Below are 20,567 nucleotides of genomic sequence, written 5' to 3' on the forward strand. Positions count from 1 at the left end.
GTCGGAGGCACGGGTCGCTATTTGTCCATTTTGGGCGTACAAGCGATTTTCTTTTAAAAGAAGAAATGAAAAGTTTCACATGTGAAAGTCGGAAAGCGACCTTTATGTATTGATTATGATAATTATCGCAATTACGGTAATTCGGATTCGAGTTCTAAATTTCAGGCAATAAAAAAGGGGGCGGCGCCCCCGTTATTAGCTGTAGCTATAATTTGCGATTAGTTGTCTTGGTCTTCCATGATGGGTGATTCCAACTCCCAGAATCTCTGAAATAGCTCATCCCCATCATCAATATATGAGTGAATTTCTCTGCCACACCAGTCTAACTCAATGACAGCTAAAACCGCTTGTTGTAAATCAGTGTCCAGACCACGCAAACGACGCATGTCGAGCGGCCACTCGAAACCATTGTAGAGAGATAAAAGAAAACGCCTGATATGCTTGGCCTGTCCGTGGTGTCCGGGTGCGACCTCCAAAAGTCGCTGGAGAGCTGGTAGCCCAGCTTGCACACGCTGCTTTCTTGCTTTGTCCTGTCGGGACATCTCTTCTAAAAGTCGATCTGTAGCTTCACGATTCGCCTCTTCCATCTCACGACGAGAGTCGAAGCCATTAAAGAATCCTGGGATTTCTTGGTCCAGTGGGAATTTGTCGAACATTGAGGACATGAGTTTCTCCTGTAGTTAGTACAGGTGAATTGTCCAACAGCATGAATGAAAATGACGGGTGTGAAATTTACCATTTAGGGCGCAACAGCAATATATTTTAACGCGTACCCCAAAATGATGACCGAGACGGGTAACCTATTGTTGTGACATGACAACAAAATCTTTCACATGTGAAAGTTTATAGCCCCTCAACCACATGCTAACGTTCTTTATATAACTCAGAGGAAGAACTTTATTAATGGCCGGTAACTATCCAAAAACTGAATTCCAAGTTCATCTCGGGGATAATTCCGAGACCGTAACAGCAGACCAACTAAACGGCTTCGCCGAGTTATACGGTATTGACCGGTTGATACCTGAGCGCTATAGCCATCTATTTCTCCTCAACCTTTACTCGATGGAGAAGCACCAAGGAATTCCTCCCGATCTGGTGACCCAAGAGATTAAATCCCTGGAACAAGGCAGCCAATCGTACATGAAACCGGAGACTCCGTATAAACGTAAACCACTCAGGGGCTTGTGGCACAAACACTTCTTTGCGTCTCTTCCTTCAACCGTAGCACATAATCTGTCTAATGAACTTGGACGAAGTGGTGTTCGTCAGGCTGTTGAGACGGCATTCCATCCCAGTAAAGGAGACAGGGTTACCCCGGAAATGATCAGCGACTTGGTAAGTGCAATAGTAGAAAAGCCTTTCCAGAAACGCAGTGATGAGGGGCGGCTAACTGGAGAGTGGATCGTATACGCCAAGCACCGTGATCAAAATTACTACCTGTGCATCTCTAGCCACAAGCACGGCGACGACGCTATTGCTGGAAATCTTCGAACAGTGTGTTGCCGCGAATTTGAATGGTTGGCTGACATCATGGACAGTGAGTAAAGACTTTCACATGTGAAAGTTTCGCCCACTTGGACACTGCTTCTACCACGCAGGAGAAGTCGGCCTAACGGCCTCCTTTTACTGGCCAGTATGGTAAGGGCGAAGCCCGCGCAGGCCCGAAGGGCCGGAGAATTTGGCGGTTAGCCGCACGCTCTAAAGGCGGGCGGCTGTGCCGCCCTGAACATCCTGAATATACTGAATAACTTGCTAAACCCGAGCCGCTGTAGCACACATTCGGGCCACTGTGGCACACTGTCGGGCCGTTGTGGCACGCTATCAGGCCGGTGTGGCACGCTATCAGGCCGGTGTGGCACGTTTTTCCCGTCACTACAAATCCAATCAGGCCGCTGTGGCACGTATTACTCGCTTTGCCGTTTCGCATAGCTCAATTCCTACCTTCATTAGACCTTCGGCATCCTCCTTCAGTCTCCGTCGCCCATTGCGAAGCGCCATGCTGGTAATGTCCTGACCATATACGGCACGAAGCAGGGTGTCGGTGTGCCAACCACCACTAGGATCGTGCTGATGGGTAAGTACATGCCGGGCCACTGCCTGACTCACGCCATGCTGAAGCCGGGCAATCGGTTCTGGTGAGTAGTAAAGGTTGAGATCGCGTTCCAGCAACATTACCAGAGCTATTCCTAGCCTCACCCGCCATAGGTTACGTTGGCCCCCTGTGAGCGGGTTATGCCGAGTCTTAGGAGACGGGATCACATGATCAATCAACCCTCCAATAATCCGGTCGCCAGAACCCTCCAGCTCCGGCGTAATTATTTCAACGGTTGCGCTTCTCAGATCCCGAAGTAGGGCCTGAATGCGGCTCAGGCTGTAATTGTGATCAGATAGAGTCCGCCGCACCTTAGCGGGATCAACCAATAGCTCAATACCTCCATCCGATACTTCGCGCTTGCGTTCGGACACATACATGAGAGCCTCAACAACGTCTGCGTGTCGCTGCCCTAGCCTGCCTGCTACACGGCAACGACCGAATTTGGTTTCCACCCAGTCGCCTTGTCTCTCGCGGGGCCGCTGAGTCGGCTGATACAATACAACTCTAGCTTGTAAAGCTGTGCTGGTAGGAGTGACTCTATTACCAGTTTTCATCGTCACCCCCTATTGCTGCTTCCGCTTTAGTTGCTTGCTTTACATACTGTTTGCGCTTTGGTTCCTGCTTTTCTAAGACTGCGGGACTGAGAACCCCTCCTTCATGGCGTCGTAGCCATCTTTCAGGGAGAGGAGGTCCATAATTGACCTTTGATACACCCAGTCGCACAAAGTGGCTCCGCATTGCCTCATCTACGCCCCATTTTTCGGCCTCATTGGGAGTCATAGATGACAGGTATGCCTGCCACCGGATGTTATCTGTCAGAACTGAGGATCCGCGACTAGCCTGTTGCATGTCACCAGCCCCAAGAAATGCGGCTCCTTTGTTGGTGTGGTGAAGAAACAGGATGCTGCATCCGGTCGCTTGGGCAATACTCTCTAAACGACCGACCACTGCCGCCATTGCGCCAGAATCATTTTCGTCGTATGAGTGAAATCGGCGAAGTGTATCCAGGATTAATAGTCTCGTGCCGTCAGCAGCTCGGACCAGCGCATCTGACCAACGGCCATCCATCACATTCGGTTCGCGGCCAACAAGCGGCTCGATTAGAAGATTCTGAGCAACCAACTCCCGTTCATTGGGAGCAAGATGTTTGCCCAAGTAGTGCAGCCTGTGCTCAATAGTACAAATCGGATCTTCCGCTGGCAGGTATAGCACTCGCCCCGAACGCATGTCGCTCAAGTTAAGCAAATCGGGACCACCGGCCAACGTTGCACCTATTTGTAGAGCGGCCATCGACTTTCCAGCTCCACCTGGGCTAACGATAGCTCCCACGCTTCCTGCCACCATACCAGGCAATACATAGTCGATAGGTGCAGGTTCACATTCAAAAGCTGAACGAATGTCGATCATGCCGCACCACCTACAGACGCTAAGGAAACTGTCCATGAGCGAGCAGACGCTGACTTACGGCGTTGGATTTCGCGATCTACGATGAGTAGCGCCTGACATGTGGAGAGTCGAGCATGGCGAGCTAGTACGAGGACACAGTACGACCGGTAACCTGGGCTATCGTATGCCGCTGTAACATCTAGCATGAGAGAGAAAAGTTCCGACGACACAAACTGCCGGACACGAAGAGAATGGGGGTTGCTTTGTATTTTCATGAAAAACCTCAACTTTTGACATTGTTGAGGCACTGCGCTCGCGGCTGGTGACAGCACTCGGCCCCGCTCGTGCCAGAAAGCGAGGGTTAATGGCGAGACGCATTAACCAGACAGGCCAGATAAAGACCCGAAAGGCCGCCTGCACTTTATGAGATGTGCAGACTCGCGGTGGACAATGCTCCGCTTTCCAAAAAATTCTCCCCAAGGAGATGCCTCCGGCCCAGTCACCTTGCAAGTTAGTGAACCCGAGGTTGCTTTTACTTGCTGCTTCTTTTCAGGGGCCAGCTACCCACTTATTCGTTGTGCCTGACTTGTTAGCCAGCGAAACCTGAAACAATCAGCGCACCAAGTATTTTGTGTGCAAATCCCAGCAGATCGATACCGACCGCCTCCAGAATCGCCAGTCCTGCAAATACACCGATGATCTTCATTTCAAATTGCTCGGTCATATCTAACCCTCCTGTTGCTCTCATTTTTATTATAGGTACTTAGTGCCTATTTATCAATATTATTGAACCCATTTTGCCGTATTTCTCTTCCTAAGCACGGGTCGCTAATTGCCCATTTGGGGTGCATAGTAAAAATAATCGTTTCACGCCGAACAGGGCTTCTCAAAGGTCTCTTGCGAGACCCGAACTACCCGCGTCTTCCTTTCGGCGTTCCATTGAAGGTCTCGCAAAGGACTTTTTCGGGACTCAAACCCACTTGGGTAGGGTCAGATATAATCAGGGGTAAAGAATCAGGCCTCATAAAAGACTTTTATGAGACCCTATATCTCCGGATTACCAGAACCTGAACCGCTCGGGTCTTTTTCGAGACCCTCTGAGCGCCAAATCAATCCAAAGCCTGCTTCGTGGCACAAAATTGCCCACGCACCGTAGGGAATCCGAGACTCACCACCGACCCACTTCCTCACAGTGCGAGAGCCTTTGCCGACCCCAGCACCGGTAGATGAAGCGCCAACCAGATCCGCTACCTGTGCTCCAGTTAGTTTCTTTAAACCACGTCGCTCACCTGCAAGGACGAAAACTTGTCTTATTTCATCTGGCGAAGGTGGCTCCCACTCAGGAAATGGACGTAGTGTTTCTGAGCGAACCCCTATTTTGTTTTGTTGTGACATTTTTCTTCCTTTGTGTACTTGGGTCTTTTATGAGGCCCTTTGGGGCTCAAGACTTTCCAGGATGAGGGAGGGTAGTGCTGCAAGGTCTCTTGAGAGTCCTTTTGGAGCAACTTCACCTCAAATAGGAAGGCCCCGGTAGGCCGGGGCGAATGAATTTGTTACGCCTGCTGTAGCCGTTCCAGTAACGGTTTTAGTTCGCTTAGACCGAAGCCATGAATTGCTCTTCGAACAGCCTCCTTGGTGACCTCAAGGCCGAGCTGGTCGCCCCGTGCGATCTCCCAGTGGTGCTCGAAAGTGCGGTAAACCATGACAGGAGCGAACCCCTCGGGAGCAAGGTAGATGTCTCCCTCTCTGGTCTGATACTCCTCCCAACCCATAGCGGTAGATAGCGGGTCAGCTACCTTCAGATCGGCAAGAACGTCGCAGATCATCGCGAAAACAAAGTTATCAGCGTTTAAGTTAGTTGCTGTATTCATCATCAGATTCCTCTGGTTTTGGCCTTGGCAGAATGCCCGGCCCTCATCTTCATTATAGGCATATAATGCCTATCAGCAAGTCTTTCTGATAAGAAATTTATCTTTTTTTGCTATGCACCCAAAACGGGCAATTCTACGTGGGTCGATCCTGGGAGTCCCGTGCGAGCCTATCTTCGTCATCAACAAAGAGGAGATATGACATGAAACATTTATTAAGTAAGCAGGCTAAGCGCGCATTTGCAATCGGTATGGCCGCGATAGGATTGGGTTTAACAGGTTGTTCCCTGCTACCCCCATTTCCTGATCATATTCAAAACTTTGATAGCGGGGAGAAGGCAACCATTTATGAATATAAAGATTACTTTTTTATCAAAAGTGAATTCAAAGATTACCCAACTTCATGTAGTGCGCTATATAGCCGCGATCAGACGGACCTAGAAGATATATTGAGCGTATTGAGTAATGTGGTTGCCCGCCATGATGTGAAGAATAACTGCGGAAAATTCAGATTTTCTCCTGATGGCGAATTTGTATTGAGGGAACATGATCTATTTCTTGGTTTCGAAAAATCAAAAACCGAGACCGTGTGCAGCGTATCTGTTGGTTTCGAGAAATCAAAATCCGCCCCTAAGTCTGCTGCCGAAGCTCAGGCACTGGAAGAAATAGCACGTCAGTTCTTCCCAGACTGCAATCGCATAAGAACTATCGACCTTAAAGCGAAGAGTAAGAAAGGGGAGGCTGAGTAATGACACGCCGAACCATATTTGACGTTAACAGTCCGCATACCTGTTACCAGTGTTGTGGTAGTTCATACCTTCGGATCTTGGAGGAGGCAGCCGATAACTTAACTGCCGAAGAAGCGATTCGGACAGTAGTATTCCGGCTCTCAATCTTGGGTGAAAAGCGGCGCGAATATGCCATAAAAAAGCTCGCGGAGCAGTTCCAGAGACTTGCAGACTTCCCTCCAAACACCACCCCAAGCCTAGCGGCTCGGGGACCCCAGAACGGGGTCGTAAAATCAGGTCTTCGTCCTGATTTTTCTCCACACCCCACTCACCGCGAGTGGGCTGTCTCATCCGGCGCTCTCGCGCCGTCTGAGGGGACTCCCTGCACCCCCGAACATTCGGAGTTACAAGGGAGTCAGGAACGCAGAAACAGGGTGCAGGAGGGACACTAATGGGAGTTTCTAAGGCGTATCGAATCCAGATCTATCCGAGCCGAGCTGTTCACCTTTTACTGAAGGAGCTGGCCCAAGAGTCGGGCCAGACCATCAGCAAAACGGCAGTTTCTTTAATTGAGCAGGCCCTCAACAGCGACTCCGTTTTGAGTGAAGTCAGACTCGTCAAACAAGAGCAGGTGGACATATATCAACGGTTAGTTGAACTCATTTCAATCAATGCCGCCACGGTCGAATACATGCTGAAAAAGTCATACAAACCGGAAGAAATGGTGGAAGCACGACAGGCTATTTCGAATGGAGCCAAGGCGATTCGTGAGCACTTTTCGGGAGGAAATGAAAATGCCGGAAATTAGAAAAGGAAAGATCGGTAACTTTATTCGTGGAGCCGATACTTGGCTCCATGGACAGCAAATGTTTTTCTTTAGTTTCGCCTGGTTAGTTCTATTAGGACTTCTCCTGGCTACTGCATTATCTCTTATATACATCTGGTTATCTTTGGATAAGTGTACCTTGAGTAATAGTGCTACGTATTACTGGGCACAATTGAAAGGACTAATACATCCATATTCATCAATAGCTATAGGTGAGTGTGTTCCATTGGGAAGCAACAGCTCGATACCACTGAAACTGGTAATGGAAGAACAGTTTTTTAAGGGAGCCGCGAGCCAAGTTTCTGGTCAATTTGGATGGGCGTTTCTTGCGAGCTTTATTCTATATACCCCGCTAGGTGCTTTTCTTGCTATCAAGGCAGCGAAACGAGGCAAGGAAATTAAGGAGGATAAATTTATCCGTGGGGCCAAGCTGGTATCAGTTGAAGAGTTAAAGAAAGAGGTTGCCGATAAGCATGGCCTCTCTGATCTTACCATTGGTGATTTTCCGCTACCTGTTGGTTTTGCCAAGAAGCACACGCTGATCAGCGGTACTACCGGCGCGGGTAAATCGACAGCTTTAACCCACTTGCTGAAAGCGATTCGTGCGCGTGGTGATAGAGCTGTGGTTTATGACAAAAAAGGAGAGTTTGTTGAAAAGTTCTACCGGGACGGAGTTGATCACATCCTCAATCCATCAGACAGCCGGTCCCACCAATGGACGCCATGGGAGGAAATGGCTTCTCCATTTGATGCTGACTGGATCGCAGAAACTCTTATCCCAGAGAACAAGTCCAACGGCGGAGACCCGTTCTTCAGAGATTCCCCTCGTCATGTGTTTTCCGCTGCATTACAGAAACTCTATCTGGACGGATTCCGTTCTCTATCCACACTCTTGCAGGCTACTGCTTGGAGTGACTTGGAACTGTTAACCGAATTAGTCGCGGGGACACCGGCTGAAACCCACTTTTCTGAAGGCAATGAAAAGACATTGGCGAGTATTCGGTCAACTCTCGTAAATGGTGTCTTGCCACTCCGATTACTGAAAGAGTCGGACTCCCGTGGATTTTTCTCAATCCGAGATTGGATTGCTCAAGGCGACGAACAAGGTGCTGACGATTCATGGTTGTTCCTGCCGGTACGAGAATCTGACATTGAGATTCAGAAGCCTCTGATTTCAACGTGGATCCAGTCAGTGGCTAAGGGACTGATGGCTCGTGGAGTTAATAACGACCGAACTCTCTGGCTCATTGTGGATGAATTGCCTTCGTTGAAGAGAATTCCAGCTCTCTCCATGCTTATGGCTGAGGGGCGTGGATTTGGGGCAGCAGTTGTCTTAGGTATTCAGGAAATTAATCAGCTCGAAGAGGAGTTTGGGAAGAATACGTCCAGAACCATTCTTGGTCTGTGCTCTACCCAGCTCCACTTCCGTCTAAACAACGCAGATACTGCTGAATGGGTTTCCAAGGTGCTTGGCGAGGCTGAGCGAGAGGAGATAGACGAAGATCTCAATTACTCCGCTGACGACATCCGCGATGGCGTGAGAGTCTCGTCCAAACGCCAAAGCAGAAAGATCGTGCTGCCCAGCGAGATCATGGACCTTCCGGATCTGTCCTGCTACGCAAAGATTTGGGGGGTAGAGGGTAAAGCTCGTATCGACGTTCCGTTCCTGCCTTTACCACCGATTTCTGAAGGTTTTATCCAGGGTGATGAGAACGAAACAGTAGGTATGCGCCTCCTGAATGCGGCTCGCGCCTCGAAGGGCACGGTGCCAACTGAGTCTGCACCTAACGAACAAACCATCGAAACCGAAGGTTTAGGGGCTCGTGAAGAATCGCAGGAAGAACCTTCTGGCAATGCCCAACAAGAAGTTCAGAAGATTCTTGACTCCGTAGGGATGGATAACGATTCCCTTTATTTGAGTATGTTGGGAGATAAAAAGTCATGATGTCAGTATCAGCTATAAAAAGTGCCGGGGCAGCAGGCCACTATTTTGAGCATGACGATTATTATGTGGATGGCCTCTCGCCTTCCGATTGGGTCGGCTCGGGTGCGACAGCGCTAGGTCTGTCAGGAGACGTGGATCGAGAAACCTTCAAGTCTCTTCTTGAAGGTGAACTGCCGGATGGTCAGCGAGTTGGAACCGTAAGAGACGGCGAGTGGAAGCATCAGCCGGGTACTGATATAACCTTTTCTGCTCCCAAGAGCGTTTCTGTTCTGGCCGAGGTCGCGGGTGACCAGCGACTACTAAACGCCCACGACAAGGCCGTGCAGGCTGCTCTGCGCTATATAGAGCAGGAGTATATTGTTACCAGGAACCGTAACCAGACCGAGAATACTGTTGAGTACGAGAAAACAGGCTCGATGGTGGCGGCAACTTTCAAGCACACAACTAGCCGCGCTCTTGACCCCCAGCTCCATACGCACTCAGTGATCATGAACCTGACTCAGAGAGCAGATGGACAGTGGCGTTCTACCGAGAACAAGTCCCTTTTTATTGATCAGAAGCACTTGGGCCTTGTTTATAGGCAATATTTGGCCGAAGAAGTGCAGTCATTGGGATACCGGCTCGACCATGGAAAAGATGGAACTTGGGAAATTGCCGCTCTTGATAAAGGAGTCATCCGTGAGTTTTCAAAGCGTTCAGAGGCTGTCGGTGATGCTTTAGAGGCGCGGGGGAAAAACCGCGACACAGCAACAGCCGCCGAGAAAGAGACTGCAACCCTCGACACACGAGATCGAAAGGTTCATGCAGAGCGCGGAGAACTTCTTGAACGGTGGCACTCCGAAATAGGCCAAGAAAAGCTGGCCGAACTAAATAAGACCGTTACCCAATCAAAAGCAAACCGCCCATCACTCGAAAAGACAACAGAGGCACTGTTAGAACGAGTTCAGATCGCTAACGAGGCTGTGATGTGGGCTGCCGAACACCTTGGCGAACGCGACACCTCTTGGTCTCGTCAGGAGCTTCTCAAAGAAGCCAGCCGTTACGCTGGTTCTCGGGTTGTTCTTACTGATGTCCAGAACGCCATCGACGCAGCGGCAAGTGATGGATTGCTTCAAGAAAAGTCCGTCCGCATGTACGACAAGGTGAGTCAGCAGGAGATAGATGTCCGAGGTTACACCTCAAAAGCGGCCATCGTAATCGAAGACGAAATGCTGAAGGAGGAGTACATCGGCAGAAATCGCGCCGGGTCTCTTTGCAGTAAGGAGAGAGCGACAGAGGCCATCGCCAAGGCAGAGGAGAAGGCCAATGCCGCCGGTTACGAGTGGAACTCTGACCAGAAGCGTGCTGCCGAGGGAATTCTCACCTCGAAAAGCCGGATTATTGGTGTTCAGGGCTTCGCCGGAACAGCTAAAACTACCTCCGTCCTACGAACCCTAGCCGAGACAGCTAGGGAGATGGGCTATGAGGTGAGGGGGCTTACTCCTACGAACACTGCCGGTCAGAGCCTGACTGATGGTGCTGTAATTCAGTCTGGAACCATTCAGTCTTTTCTAGCACAAAGCCGAAACGAGTGGGTTCAAGAACGGAAAAACCGTGCCCAGATCGACAAAATTGATAAGCGGTTAGAGCTAGTTGAAAAAGCCCTCTCCAATCCGTGTGTGGACAAAAAAACGGGGGTTCGGATTCCTGAGAGCTCTCCACTATATCAGAGACGGCTAGACGAACTCCGTTATGAAAAAGCGGAGTTGCAGGGAGAGCGTGAAAGCCTTGGAAAAATGTTGAAAAAAACACCCCAACTTTGGATCGTGGATGAGGCCAGCATGGTCGGCACCAGAATAATGCGAGATCTCTTGCAACGTGCAGGACAATCGGGGGCTCGTGTCGTGCTGACCGGTGATGTTCGTCAGCTAGCTTCGGTCGAGGCTGGAGCCGCCTTCCGGCAACTTCAAAACCAGGGGATGGAAACCTACCATTTAGAAGAAATCGTTCGGCAGGCGAACCGAGGCACTCGGGATGCGGTTTACCTCTCTTTGATGAAAAAAGCCAAGCAGGCACTCGACCGAATCCAAGAGAGCGGTAGTGTAATCAAGGAAATGGTTGCCCATAAAGCAAATGGCAAAATCGATCTTGAGAAAAGCGGTGAACTGCGTAGGAAAGAGCTTGTGAAGGATTACATGGCTCTCGCACCAGAAGAGAGGGCCAAAAGCATCATCCTAGAGCCTAGCCGCGAAGGAAGGGGGCGTACCAATGAACTGGTTCGTAGTGCGTTGAAGGAAGAAGGCACCCTTGGCGACGAAATTTGGGTTCATCGGTTGTCGCCTGTCGATTCAACTGAAGCCGAACGGCGACTTGTAGAGACTTACCAGGATGGTCAGATCGTCAGGTTTGCCCGCAACTTTAAGCGAGAGGGTATCAAGCAAGGAGCGTACTACGAGGTCGTTGGTCGTGAGGACCAGAGTGTCCTATTGAAGCTACACGGTTCGGATGATCAGGCAACCTTAATTCGCTTCACTCCTGAGCGCTATTCTGCCAACAATGTCCAGATCTTCGGTCTGACGGAGAGCGAGTTAGCCGTTGGCGAAAAAGTAGTTTGGCGTGATAACGATCATGCGACAGGTCGGTTTAACAGTGAAACTGCCACTGTTAAAAATATTGAAGGTACGGTTGTCACATTCACGCTAGCCAATGGAAAGGTTGAAAAATTTGATATGTCGCAATTGAGGAACTCTCTTTGGGATCATGGCTATGCAATGACAGTCAACGCAGCCCAAGGTAAAACAGCGGAAAACGTATTTGTACATGCTGAGACCAACAGAAAGACACTACTGAATACCGAGCAGTTCTATGTCCAGATCTCACGGACACGGAATGGAGTTTACCTCTATACGGATTCCCGAGAGGGTCTTATCAAGGCCGTAGAGCAACGCACAGGTCAGAAGCAGGCAGCTAAGGAAAGCCGATTCCAGAATCTTGCACCGCTAGACCACCTGATGGACAAGCTCTGGGATCCCGTAACACCTCAGAGGGAACAACAGAAGCGGCAGAAATCCTCACAGCAGCATCAAGGTCAAGGTCGCGACCGTGGAGGGATAGAATTGTCTCGCTGACAACGATAACTGCCACGGACGGCGGTGAACCTCATAACTGCAATTATCATAATTACGGTAATCGGAAATCCCATCTCTTTCACATGTGAAAGTTTTTCACAGTCAATTCCCCTACGCGCCCCAAATGGGCAGAAACACATGGGCGAGTCCCACGTTACACGCGCGACAATACCTCCGTTTCATTAATACGGAGGATAACCCATGAAAAATATCAAACCATTTGCGACGGCTGTTTGTGTCGCGCTTCTAGGCGGTTGCGCGTCTATGTCCAACCCTGTCTCTAGCCTAACCGGTGAAGCCCCTCACCCTGAAGCACAAGCCACTGCAATAGACACTGGAGGAGCGCTAACTACCCTGCAATCAGTCGGCTTCGTGGAAAGTGATTTTGGTTCACCAGCAGCGATGCGCTCTGCCGCAGTCATGCTGTCAGCCCTAGGTGAGGAATGGCAGGCATTTAATGCATGGACAGAAGAGCTTTTCGAGCGCCAGGCCGAACTCAAAGGAAAAATCGGTTTCTCAGAATGCTTTGGAGAATCTGGAAACCTCCTGACCTACTCCCAGTACGCTGATGAAGAGGTTAAGCGCCGGGTTACCTATGCAAGTACCCCGGATCTACAGAACGGGGAATGGCAGAGAGCCGAACTGGAAGCGGGTAAGAAGATGGACTTCGATGACTTTGTGGAGTGGCAGATTGCGCGAGAAAATGACGAAGTTCTCGAACAGCATCGTCAGAGAGCGCTTAGGGAGTATGGTAGTAAATGCACCATCGGGACACCAACACACCATGCTCACTATGTTCTAAACGTACATTTCGCCGATGTAAAGGGTTCCTTATTCGCGGCGGCTATTGACCGTGTAGGTGCGCATAGAGCGCTGGAAATGGCCACTAAAGCCATGCAACAGCAGGTTGGCTCGATGAATGAGGTCACCAAAGCACTTTGGAAGCTATCAGATGAAGGTGAATGGCGCACTCCCACTGCGCCTTTGCCAGCCTTTGTTGGTCGTTCTGAGGGAATCCTGCCATGGCACTTGGGCGGCATGTGCTCACCTTTCGGCTCCAGGTCTCGGAACAATGAACCTGTGCCAGTCGATGAAATCGCGGTAGCCCTCGGCTTTGAGCCTCGCCCAGCAGACGGAGGCTGGCATTGCCTCACGTGGTCCGACTATAACTGGGAACAGGTAGCTGAATTGGTCTTGAATGAGTCCAAGCTACTCAGGGAATACATGATCGAGTATTCGGCCATTTCAAACGGGTACTCCGTTCCGAGCTGGGCTTATCCTGGGCCGAATCAGAAAGATCAGAAATTCTATACGCGTCGTCGGGATCTGAAGCGGGACAGCGGCATGAGTTCACAGTCAACCGTTCACGAACGCGAGACCTGTAACACTTATGCAGCGAAGAACTCCAACCTCATGACCTGGTTGTATCCGGCTTGCAGTACCCTCGAAGACCTAGCAAATGCCTTCGACAACAGGGCTGAGTTGATGCGCGCCGCAGGCCGAGCTGATGCTTTTACATGCTCCCGCGACCTCACTGCCAGCTCGTACGCACCAGATGTATCAAAATGCCCTTCAGTATTCCCTCGTTCTTCTATGGAGAGCGGAATACATAAAGTTACTTCCTTTTAGTCTACCTCGGGGCCTATTGGCCCCTTTTTTTGACTGTTGCGCCCCAAACGGGCAATTAGCGACCGCTGCTCATAATAAAAAACGCGAAATAATGTCTCTTGCATGAACATATTTATACAGGAGATGACTCATGAACAAATCAGTACTTTTATTTTCGATTCTTTCGGTAGCATCGGTTTCTGGCTGTCAAACGCTTATGGGGCCGTCCGAAGAAGTTCCCCTGGTCGTACAAGGATATGAGATTACCGTCCCCACTGGGAAGTCCCTTGCTTCCTCTCAGGCGATCAGCCAAGTCTTTCTGCCAGACGGCTACAGCGAAGTTGATCACTTTGGAAGAAAGGGAGAAAACGACAAAGTACGAGCTACGTCAATCTATCATCAAGGATTATCCGAAATAACTCTTAAAGAGTCTGTATATCTGGAAACCGATTTGTCGAATAAGCACAGCGAATCATACAAAAAAGTAAGATTTCGAATTGGGTGTCATGAGCTAGAAGATAAGACAGTCTGCCGGGCAAAGGTTATTTCAGGCGAATCCACGGCCCACTTTCTCACCAGGACCGAGCTTTCCGATTGGAATGAGGCGAACAGTCTTCGATCAATCGTCAGCCCTCAGTACCAAAGCAGTATTGTGTAACAAAGAAACTAATCAAGGAGTTTCACCATGGGAATCTTAAAACGTTTACTTCATCGCCACTCTATTAACACCGATGCAGAAAACGCCGACCGGATGCTAAAAAAACAGCTAGCGTCCGCTCGGGAAGCTATTGATCAGCATGACAAAAACATGCGGGAAACGCTAGCGCATCTCGAACATATCCTTCATCCGGATAACTATGTCAGCGCCAACTTAGAGAACGGCATCCTGACGGTAACTCACCGATATTGATAAGGAATAAACTATGGATACTAAAGATAAAGCACGAGTAGTCAGTATTTTGGACTCATTATCTAGGTCAGATCAGTCGGACCCGCATAAGTTTTTGTCTGAGATAAACAAGGCGGCAGAATCTTCCCTAGATCAAGCCAATATAAAGCAATTTGCGAATAGTCAGCCCGAACCAACGCTGAAGCAATCTTCTCTCGATATTAGCAAGCTCAGCGAGGAGTCCGCTCTACCGAGAGAGCAACTAGAGGCCATCGAGAAAACTGCGGAACTGGTTCACCGGCTCGAATCGGCTGGATTTCAACGACCAGAAAAGGAAAACTGGGTCAGCGAAATGCTGAACAACCATCAACGAGGATACCTACAGAATGACATTTTCACAGAGGCTGCTGTAGGTCTCGTTTGGATGGCCGCGAAGCTAGTCGAGAAAGCTTTTATAAGCCCTGACAAGGAGCAAAAAACTGACCTGAAGAGCGAACTAGTCTCCGAAATCAAAGGTGAGCTCACGAAAATTAGCAAAGCCGCTGAGAAGCAGCTTGCTCATAGTCATATCAGGGATGCGGCAGCGGAGCGGAATCAGGTTATGTCCCATGCAATATCTCAGGCTCGTGAGCTTTGGAAAAGCGGGCAGGAGCAAAAAGCAGACAAGCTCATTGTTCAAACCCATAACAAGCTAACTCAAAGCGCTCGAAAGCAGTTCATGCACTACGAACCAAGCCCAGAGCATCGGAAGGTAGTATCGCAGGCCGAGGGTCGGGAGAAGGAGCGAGCAAAACTCGCAGAAAAAGCCCAAGATGCGACTATTGGTCACCAGAAAGAACGTGACCGGGACAAAGGGTTGAGCTTGTAGCAGTCAGTCTGGTATCAGAGAGCCCCGGTACATCCGGGGCTTTTTTATGATTAGTTTGATTTAGGAGGATTGACTTCAGCCTCACGCAAGGCGGCTCGCATGTCCTCCATGTCGCTATCGAGCTGCTCAAACATCAAATCCATATCACCAGAAAGTGCTTCTCGCTGCTGTTCCAAGCGCGAAATTCTAGCTTCTCGTTCAGCTTGCCGAGCAGCAAAGGTCTTCTCTTGCGCTGCTTGCTCTTCAGCGGTTGGCGGATTGTCGAAATCATGCCACGCTTGCGCGAAATCGCGTCTGAATTCTTCAGACTGGATCTGCTGCTGCACCTCGTGGGCTTTCTGTTGAACCACGACCTCTTGCCGTCCAGATAAAGCAAAATACACAATTATTGCGGTAAGTGGCATAGAAATAGCGATGCCGTAGAGTATAGATTTCATAGTAGTCCCCTTAGTTATTTTTAATACCTGGTTGAGAAACCGAGAATCCGGTTTCAGCCGAATTCGTTACATTGGCCGCACGTTCAGTCTGAAGGCGCTCAGAAATGCGCATAGAAAGGTTCTTAGACTGACTCTGCCGGTTATCTAGGCTTGCGTACTGTGCGTCGGACGCGGACTGCTCAGAGCTATCAGTAATTGAGCGGGATCGTGAATAAAGCACATCTTGTGACCGTGATGTTTCTAGATCCCAGGTTTGACCGAAAATAGAATTGCCCCGACCGTAAACCGTTAATTCGCCAACCGACGCGGTTAAGCTCTTAGGGTCCACACTGAACGCTCCACAGCTCCAGTCATACTTTCCCTCGTAGCGATAGCCCCTGCTGGTAGGGACAACACAATTCTCTCCAAACTGCCTCTTGGCTATCTTTCGAGCTGCTTCAGGGAGGTCCTCGCGACCTAGTTGATGGCTCATAGCCTGCGCAAGTCCAACTTTCACGCTCTGTCCTATAGGAATGGACTGCCCCGAGGCGAGCTCATCCATAGTTGCCTCAGCGACCAAGCCATATAATGCCCAGCAAGCCCCATCATCGAGGAGGTACTGTGCTGGGATACGCATCGTCGAGGGCATGCCGGTAGTTGCCCAGTTGTAGGCAGCTTGTTCTACCTCAAGCTGACACTGACCAAGCGTTTTTTCTTTGTTCCAGGCCATACAAGCTTGAGCACTGGTTAAAACCGGTTTCGGCTCCCTACGGGGAAACTGAGGCGCGCGGGGCTTTGTGACAAGAGAACAACTCTTAATGGCAGACGCGGTGGGTCCATGCGTTGAGCGGCCCTGCTCAACATAGGCAAATAGCTCATTCATAAGTGCGAGCGGCGCTGTCTTTACCGACAACCGGTCAGTATCTTGCGCCTGCTTGCGATTCGATAGTTCCGTGGCATCCCTTTGGGAATCCGTTTCTGTCGTTCGAGATTCCTGACCGGTACGCTCTTCTTGGCCGTTCTGTCGCTGAATCTCTTTAGAGTTTTCTTCGTTGATGGATTTTTCGAGCTGAGAGCGGTTTTCCCGGGCGGATTTCTCGCTCACACTTGCGCTTTGCTGAGCGACGGCTTGATTGCCGACCGCTAGGGCAACGATGCCAATGAGCATCCCAATGGATCGACTTTTTACATTCATACACACCTCCATAGCTGAACGATTCCAGGATATTCTCTCCTGGAACCAGTCAAATCGGAGGGTGTGTTCTTGCCCGTTTTGGGCGCAAAGAGGTATCTTTGAGGATAATTGCTAGAGCGCGTATGGAAGAGAAGTTTCTTATAAACTTATTTTCCTACGGACTAGACTATCTCAGATAGACTAAGGGACTTTCCGTCTTTCAGACTAATAATATTATCTGGCTCTGAGCAAAACCAAGCATATGTTCCCCATGCTAGCTCTGACATCGCTTTTTTGAATGCTGGTGCGGAGCGATCCTGGAAGGCAGTAACAAAGGCCAAATGCTCAGGGCTAAATCCCGCTTCCACCGCAATCTCAGTTAATTTCTTTTTACGCACAGAGTTTACTGGACCATCAGAGGCTACGATCTCAATGAATACGAAAAGCATATCGCTGCCATCTGTCTTAGTCCCCAAGTCAACCAATATGACATCTGGTAGTGTCTTTGATGGGTCGATCTTCAGTTTCAGCCTACTGGCGAGATCAATCCCCACTTTTTCACCGGATTGTGATAACCACAAGACAGCGGGATTCTTGAGGAACTTGGGCGCAAAATCCTCGATAACGCACTTTCCAATGACGCCAGAAGGCCCTGATTCAAGGGTTACCACACCGGCGTTGGGTAACGTGGCTGTGATGGTATCGGAGTTGGCCGCTGCCGCGTTCGCTCCCAACAATCTTATCCGGCTGAGTGCCGCCGGATTGAGGTGTGCTTTCTGCCAGGCAAGAATCGCATCCTCCAATTGCTGGCCGACTAAGGTCTCATCAAAAAGAGCCGCAAATTTTTGAGTCATCGCATACTTTGGAAGTGGCGTAGTAACTGGCAGGCCAGCTCTCTCCAAAACCGCCCCCAAAGCTATGAACCCGTATCGTATAGTCTCATCCCTGACGGGTTCTCGTGAGTTCGGAGCGTACCAAGTGTTAGCTGGACGTTCCTTCTTGCTGGAGAGGGCTTGTTCGACCCAAGCGTTGCGCTCTTCGTCCGACAGCAGCACTGCTTGCTCATCCGACATGTCAGTAACTTGGCTCGGACGAATCCAGCGCTCCTGTCCGTCAATCGCTCCTGCATAGAACATTACATAAAGCGTGCGGGCCGCCATTTCGCGGGTAACGTAGTTACGATTTTCTGTCCCATCTGGGAAGATCTGTGGCAATCGCTCAGCGATTACCTCCAGTTTTGGTACTTTCGGCCAGCTCAACTTTGTTCTCTCCATACAGTTTGGCTACACATTTCTCGATGGTGAGTCTATCAGAACCGGCCAAAATGATCTTCTGCAGCTTTGTCAAGCCTTCAATCGTAGGTAGAGGAACCGACATCAGCTCATAGGCAGAGACCGCAACACTACCGCTTATACAGCGATATATGCGGTCGAAGACCTCTGAATTGAGGAGAGCGTTAATCGTTTCGACAGTCACCTCTCTGATCAGACCGTCGGAGTAAACAATATTCAAATGATTCTCAACTACAACGCCGTTGTTTCGGTCGATAAAGTCTTGGGGGATGACTGCGCCCAAAACCCGACGACTCTGTTCTTTTGATGTAGTCCTCTGGACTAAAACACATGACTCCCGTGTAATAAGGTGTTGTTGGTTGCTTTTCACCTCGATATAGGGGACATGATTCCGTTTCACTGCTGAGAATTTAAATCCTTGAGCTGTAACTGACTCGGCCCATATCAACGGTAACGAATCTTTCGTCTTTTCTGATTTGAGCTGAGTTTTATGCCGGTTCCAAACCAACTTTCCAGTGGATACTACATATCCAAGGTCAGGAAGCCGTGTTTGCATCTTCTTAATGCGGTTAAGTAAAGCTGCGTCCTTTGACACCCTAGGGATTAGCCAAGGCCCATCGCCCTTAACTATGCCCACTTTACCAATGTGCTCTACTTTGGCTTCATTAAGCCCCTGTGGAACGAGAAGTGACACTTTAGAGGGGCTGCGTCGCGCTCCCCTCTTAAACGTTGTCAACAATGTTTCTTGGAGCACATCATCAAATACCCCTTCTCGGTTAGAGATGAAGTCGAAAGCTCGTGGTGCTGCTTCAGTAAGTAGCAATTCTCGTAGCGCCTTGAAATACTGACCGCCCAGAAATGATGTCGGCGTGAGGTAGGCGATGACTCCATCTTCCTTGGCAGTTCTCAATGCAAGATCGGTAAACAAGCCATAAAGATTGGCGTGACCGAACAATGAACGTGCGTACTTGTCTCTTAACGTTGCATCAAGCGTAACTTTCCCATATGGAGGATTGCCAATTACCAAATCAAATTTTGTCGATGACTCATATGCGAGTGCGTCACCAACAGTTATTACGTCTTTTGGTAACCTCTTCCGCGCTTTAATGCACAAATCAATGAGTACCGATTCAAGAAGGACATGCGTCATCCAGGCGGCAAAGGGATCTATCTCTACCCCTTTCAATCGCTTACCTATCTGCCGAATCTTCCATTCTGCTGATGTGTTTTTCGATTTTTCAAGCATTCTTGTTGCTACAGGTGCTAAGAATGCCCCTCCACCACAGGCCGGGTCTATTATGGACGCTTTACTGAAATCAACCCCAGCATCTTCGGATAAATCAAGTAGACGGGAAACTAAAGGAGGCGGCGTATAGTAAGCTCCCAGCTTTGAGCGGAAAGCCACTGGTAACATCGCTGTATAGATTGAGCCAATCAAAAATCCCGCATCAATATCGGGAAACTGAGCGATTACTCGCCCTGTACTTTTTGCAACGTCTTCAGCGTCTGATGCAACATCAGCGAGAAATGTATCATGGGGAACCGGAAAAATTTTAAGCTTAGAGCCGTGGCGCAAATTAACCTCATTCCAATATGAAGTCACCAGAACGGCACAATATGATCGAGCTACAGCCAGACGATGCTCATCATCTGAGATAGAGCTGGCATACCCTCGTGCCATGCTTTTACATGCGTCATACCTGACAAGGGGCTCTTCCGATTCGCTTAAAATATCCTGAAAGTGATACGCATTCATGCCTTCGTACCCTCGCGGTCAGGTTTAACTACCCCGACCCTGTTGTAAATAGTTGTTCTTGAGACTCCAAATCGCTTGGCAATATCAGAGACGGGTATATTTGGATCCTTGAGTAGAGCTTTAATCTCGCGAATGTCTTTCTGTTTCAGCTTTGGTTTACGCCCACCAAGTCGGCCACGCGCCCGCGCAGCCTTCAATCCAGCTCGTGTTCTCTCGCTGATTAGGTTTCTCTCAAATTCAGCAAGTGCAGCAAATACGTGAAAAACCAGCTTTCCAGAGGCACTTGTCGTTTCGATCTTTTCTTGAAGACTCTCAAATCCGATTTTCTGTTCTTCCAGGGTCGTCACGAGTTTGACCAAATCACCCAAGCTTCGTCCCAGACGGTCCAGCCTCCAAACCACCAACGTGTCGCCTGAACGCAGAGCTTTCAGGCAAACCTCAAGCTCCGGCCTTTCAGTGTTCTTCCCACTGGCTTTGTCTTCATAGATGACCTGACAGCCCGCTTTCTCCAAAGCGTCCCTTTGGAGGTGCAGGTTTTGATCATCCGTTGAAACGCGGGCATAGCCAATACGTTGATTCATGCACAATTAATTTACATAGAAAAATATA

Annotated in this window: 20 protein-coding genes; 9 read left to right on the plus strand and 11 right to left on the minus strand. The window is 49.5% G+C overall.

Annotation, left to right across the window (positions count from 1 at the left end; translation table 11 throughout):
• Window positions 1-218 precede the first annotated feature (218 nt).
• Window positions 219-665, minus strand: coding sequence for a DUF7673 family protein (locus tag F458_RS0104390; protein WP_018982167.1), 447 nt, complete (start codon window positions 663-665; stop codon window positions 219-221).
• 238 nt (window positions 666-903) lie between these two features.
• On the opposite strand from F458_RS0104390, the gene F458_RS19020 reads away from it, so the two are divergent.
• Window positions 904-1,545 carry a hypothetical protein gene (locus F458_RS19020; RefSeq protein WP_018982168.1) on the plus strand — a complete coding sequence of 214 codons (642 nt, stop codon included), beginning with the start codon at window positions 904-906 and terminating at the stop codon, window positions 1,543-1,545.
• A 339-nt stretch (window positions 1,546-1,884) separates the two neighbouring features.
• Here F458_RS19020 and F458_RS0104400 read toward each other — a convergent pair whose 3' ends face one another.
• The 5 genes from F458_RS0104400 to F458_RS0104420 form a co-directional block, all read right to left on the minus strand.
• Entirely contained in the window at window positions 1,885-2,649 is a 765-nt protein-coding gene (locus tag F458_RS0104400; RefSeq protein WP_018982169.1) for a hypothetical protein, read from the minus strand.
• The gene (locus tag F458_RS0104405) at window positions 2,636-3,538 is read right to left on the minus strand and encodes a helicase RepA family protein (protein WP_332307918.1); all 903 of its coding nucleotides are present in this window, start codon (window positions 3,536-3,538) and stop codon (window positions 2,636-2,638) included. The genes F458_RS0104400 and F458_RS0104405 overlap by 14 nt, the downstream gene beginning before the upstream one ends.
• A 532-nt stretch (window positions 3,539-4,070) precedes the next feature.
• On the minus strand, window positions 4,071-4,205 hold the full coding sequence (locus F458_RS21145) for a hypothetical protein (RefSeq protein WP_018982171.1): 135 nt from the start codon (window positions 4,203-4,205) through the stop codon (window positions 4,071-4,073).
• 320 nt (window positions 4,206-4,525) lie between these two features.
• Window positions 4,526-4,876 (minus strand): hypothetical protein, encoded by a 351-nt coding sequence (locus F458_RS19025; protein WP_018982172.1) that lies wholly within the window; start codon window positions 4,874-4,876, stop codon window positions 4,526-4,528.
• A 158-nt stretch (window positions 4,877-5,034) separates the two neighbouring features.
• Window positions 5,035-5,355, minus strand: a complete 321-nt coding sequence (locus F458_RS0104420; protein ID WP_018982173.1) for a hypothetical protein — start codon at window positions 5,353-5,355, stop codon at window positions 5,035-5,037.
• A gap of 197 nt (window positions 5,356-5,552) precedes the next feature.
• On the opposite strand from F458_RS0104420, the gene F458_RS0104425 reads away from it, so the two are divergent.
• From F458_RS0104425 to F458_RS0104465, 8 genes are all read left to right on the plus strand, one after another.
• Window positions 5,553-6,098: a hypothetical protein gene (locus tag F458_RS0104425; protein WP_018982174.1), complete on the plus strand. Its 546-nt coding sequence runs from the start codon at window positions 5,553-5,555 to the stop codon at window positions 6,096-6,098.
• A gap of 430 nt (window positions 6,099-6,528) precedes the next feature.
• Window positions 6,529-6,885 (plus strand): hypothetical protein, encoded by a 357-nt coding sequence (locus tag F458_RS0104435; protein ID WP_018982176.1) that lies wholly within the window; start codon window positions 6,529-6,531, stop codon window positions 6,883-6,885.
• Complete coding sequence (locus F458_RS0104440; RefSeq protein ID WP_018982177.1) at window positions 6,872-8,848, plus strand: type IV secretion system DNA-binding domain-containing protein; 1,977 nt, start codon at window positions 6,872-6,874, stop codon at window positions 8,846-8,848. The genes F458_RS0104435 and F458_RS0104440 overlap by 14 nt, the downstream gene beginning before the upstream one ends.
• Entirely contained in the window at window positions 8,845-11,955 is a 3,111-nt protein-coding gene (mobF, locus tag F458_RS0104445; RefSeq protein WP_018982178.1) for a MobF family relaxase, read from the plus strand. The genes F458_RS0104440 and mobF overlap by 4 nt, the downstream gene beginning before the upstream one ends.
• Window positions 11,956-12,156: 201 nt before the next feature.
• The gene (locus tag F458_RS0104450) at window positions 12,157-13,584 is read left to right on the plus strand and encodes a hypothetical protein (RefSeq protein ID WP_018982179.1); all 1,428 of its coding nucleotides are present in this window, start codon (window positions 12,157-12,159) and stop codon (window positions 13,582-13,584) included.
• Between the two features lie 130 nt (window positions 13,585-13,714).
• Window positions 13,715-14,221, plus strand: coding sequence for a hypothetical protein (locus tag F458_RS0104455; protein WP_018982180.1), 507 nt, complete (start codon window positions 13,715-13,717; stop codon window positions 14,219-14,221).
• A 27-nt stretch (window positions 14,222-14,248) separates the two neighbouring features.
• A complete protein-coding gene (locus F458_RS0104460) occupies window positions 14,249-14,473 on the plus strand; it encodes a hypothetical protein (protein WP_018982181.1) in 225 nt (74 codons plus the stop codon).
• 13 nt (window positions 14,474-14,486) lie between these two features.
• Window positions 14,487-15,320, plus strand: a complete 834-nt coding sequence (locus tag F458_RS0104465; RefSeq protein ID WP_018982182.1) for a hypothetical protein — start codon at window positions 14,487-14,489, stop codon at window positions 15,318-15,320.
• Between the two features lie 50 nt (window positions 15,321-15,370).
• On the opposite strand, the gene F458_RS0104470 is transcribed toward F458_RS0104465, so the two are convergent.
• The 5 genes from F458_RS0104470 to F458_RS0104490 form a co-directional block, all read right to left on the minus strand.
• Window positions 15,371-15,757: a hypothetical protein gene (locus F458_RS0104470; RefSeq protein WP_018982183.1), complete on the minus strand. Its 387-nt coding sequence runs from the start codon at window positions 15,755-15,757 to the stop codon at window positions 15,371-15,373.
• Between the two features lie 10 nt (window positions 15,758-15,767).
• A complete protein-coding gene (locus tag F458_RS0104475) occupies window positions 15,768-16,841 on the minus strand; it encodes a hypothetical protein (protein ID WP_232362635.1) in 1,074 nt (357 codons plus the stop codon).
• 251 nt (window positions 16,842-17,092) lie between these two features.
• The gene (locus F458_RS0104480; RefSeq protein ID WP_018982185.1) at window positions 17,093-18,184 is read right to left on the minus strand and encodes a BsuBI/PstI family type II restriction endonuclease; all 1,092 of its coding nucleotides are present in this window, start codon (window positions 18,182-18,184) and stop codon (window positions 17,093-17,095) included.
• Complete coding sequence (locus tag F458_RS0104485) at window positions 18,129-19,958, minus strand: HsdM family class I SAM-dependent methyltransferase (RefSeq protein ID WP_018982186.1); 1,830 nt, start codon at window positions 19,956-19,958, stop codon at window positions 18,129-18,131. Before F458_RS0104485 ends, F458_RS0104480 begins: the two co-directional genes overlap by 56 nt.
• On the minus strand, window positions 19,955-20,539 hold the full coding sequence (locus F458_RS0104490) for a recombinase family protein (RefSeq protein WP_018982187.1): 585 nt from the start codon (window positions 20,537-20,539) through the stop codon (window positions 19,955-19,957). The genes F458_RS0104485 and F458_RS0104490 overlap by 4 nt, the downstream gene beginning before the upstream one ends.
• Between the last annotated feature and the right edge of the window lie 28 nt (window positions 20,540-20,567).

Origin of the sequence: Salinimonas chungwhensis DSM 16280, from assembly GCF_000378185.1 — a bacterium.
In the GTDB taxonomy this organism is placed as follows: domain Bacteria; phylum Pseudomonadota; class Gammaproteobacteria; order Enterobacterales; family Alteromonadaceae; genus Alteromonas; species Alteromonas chungwhensis.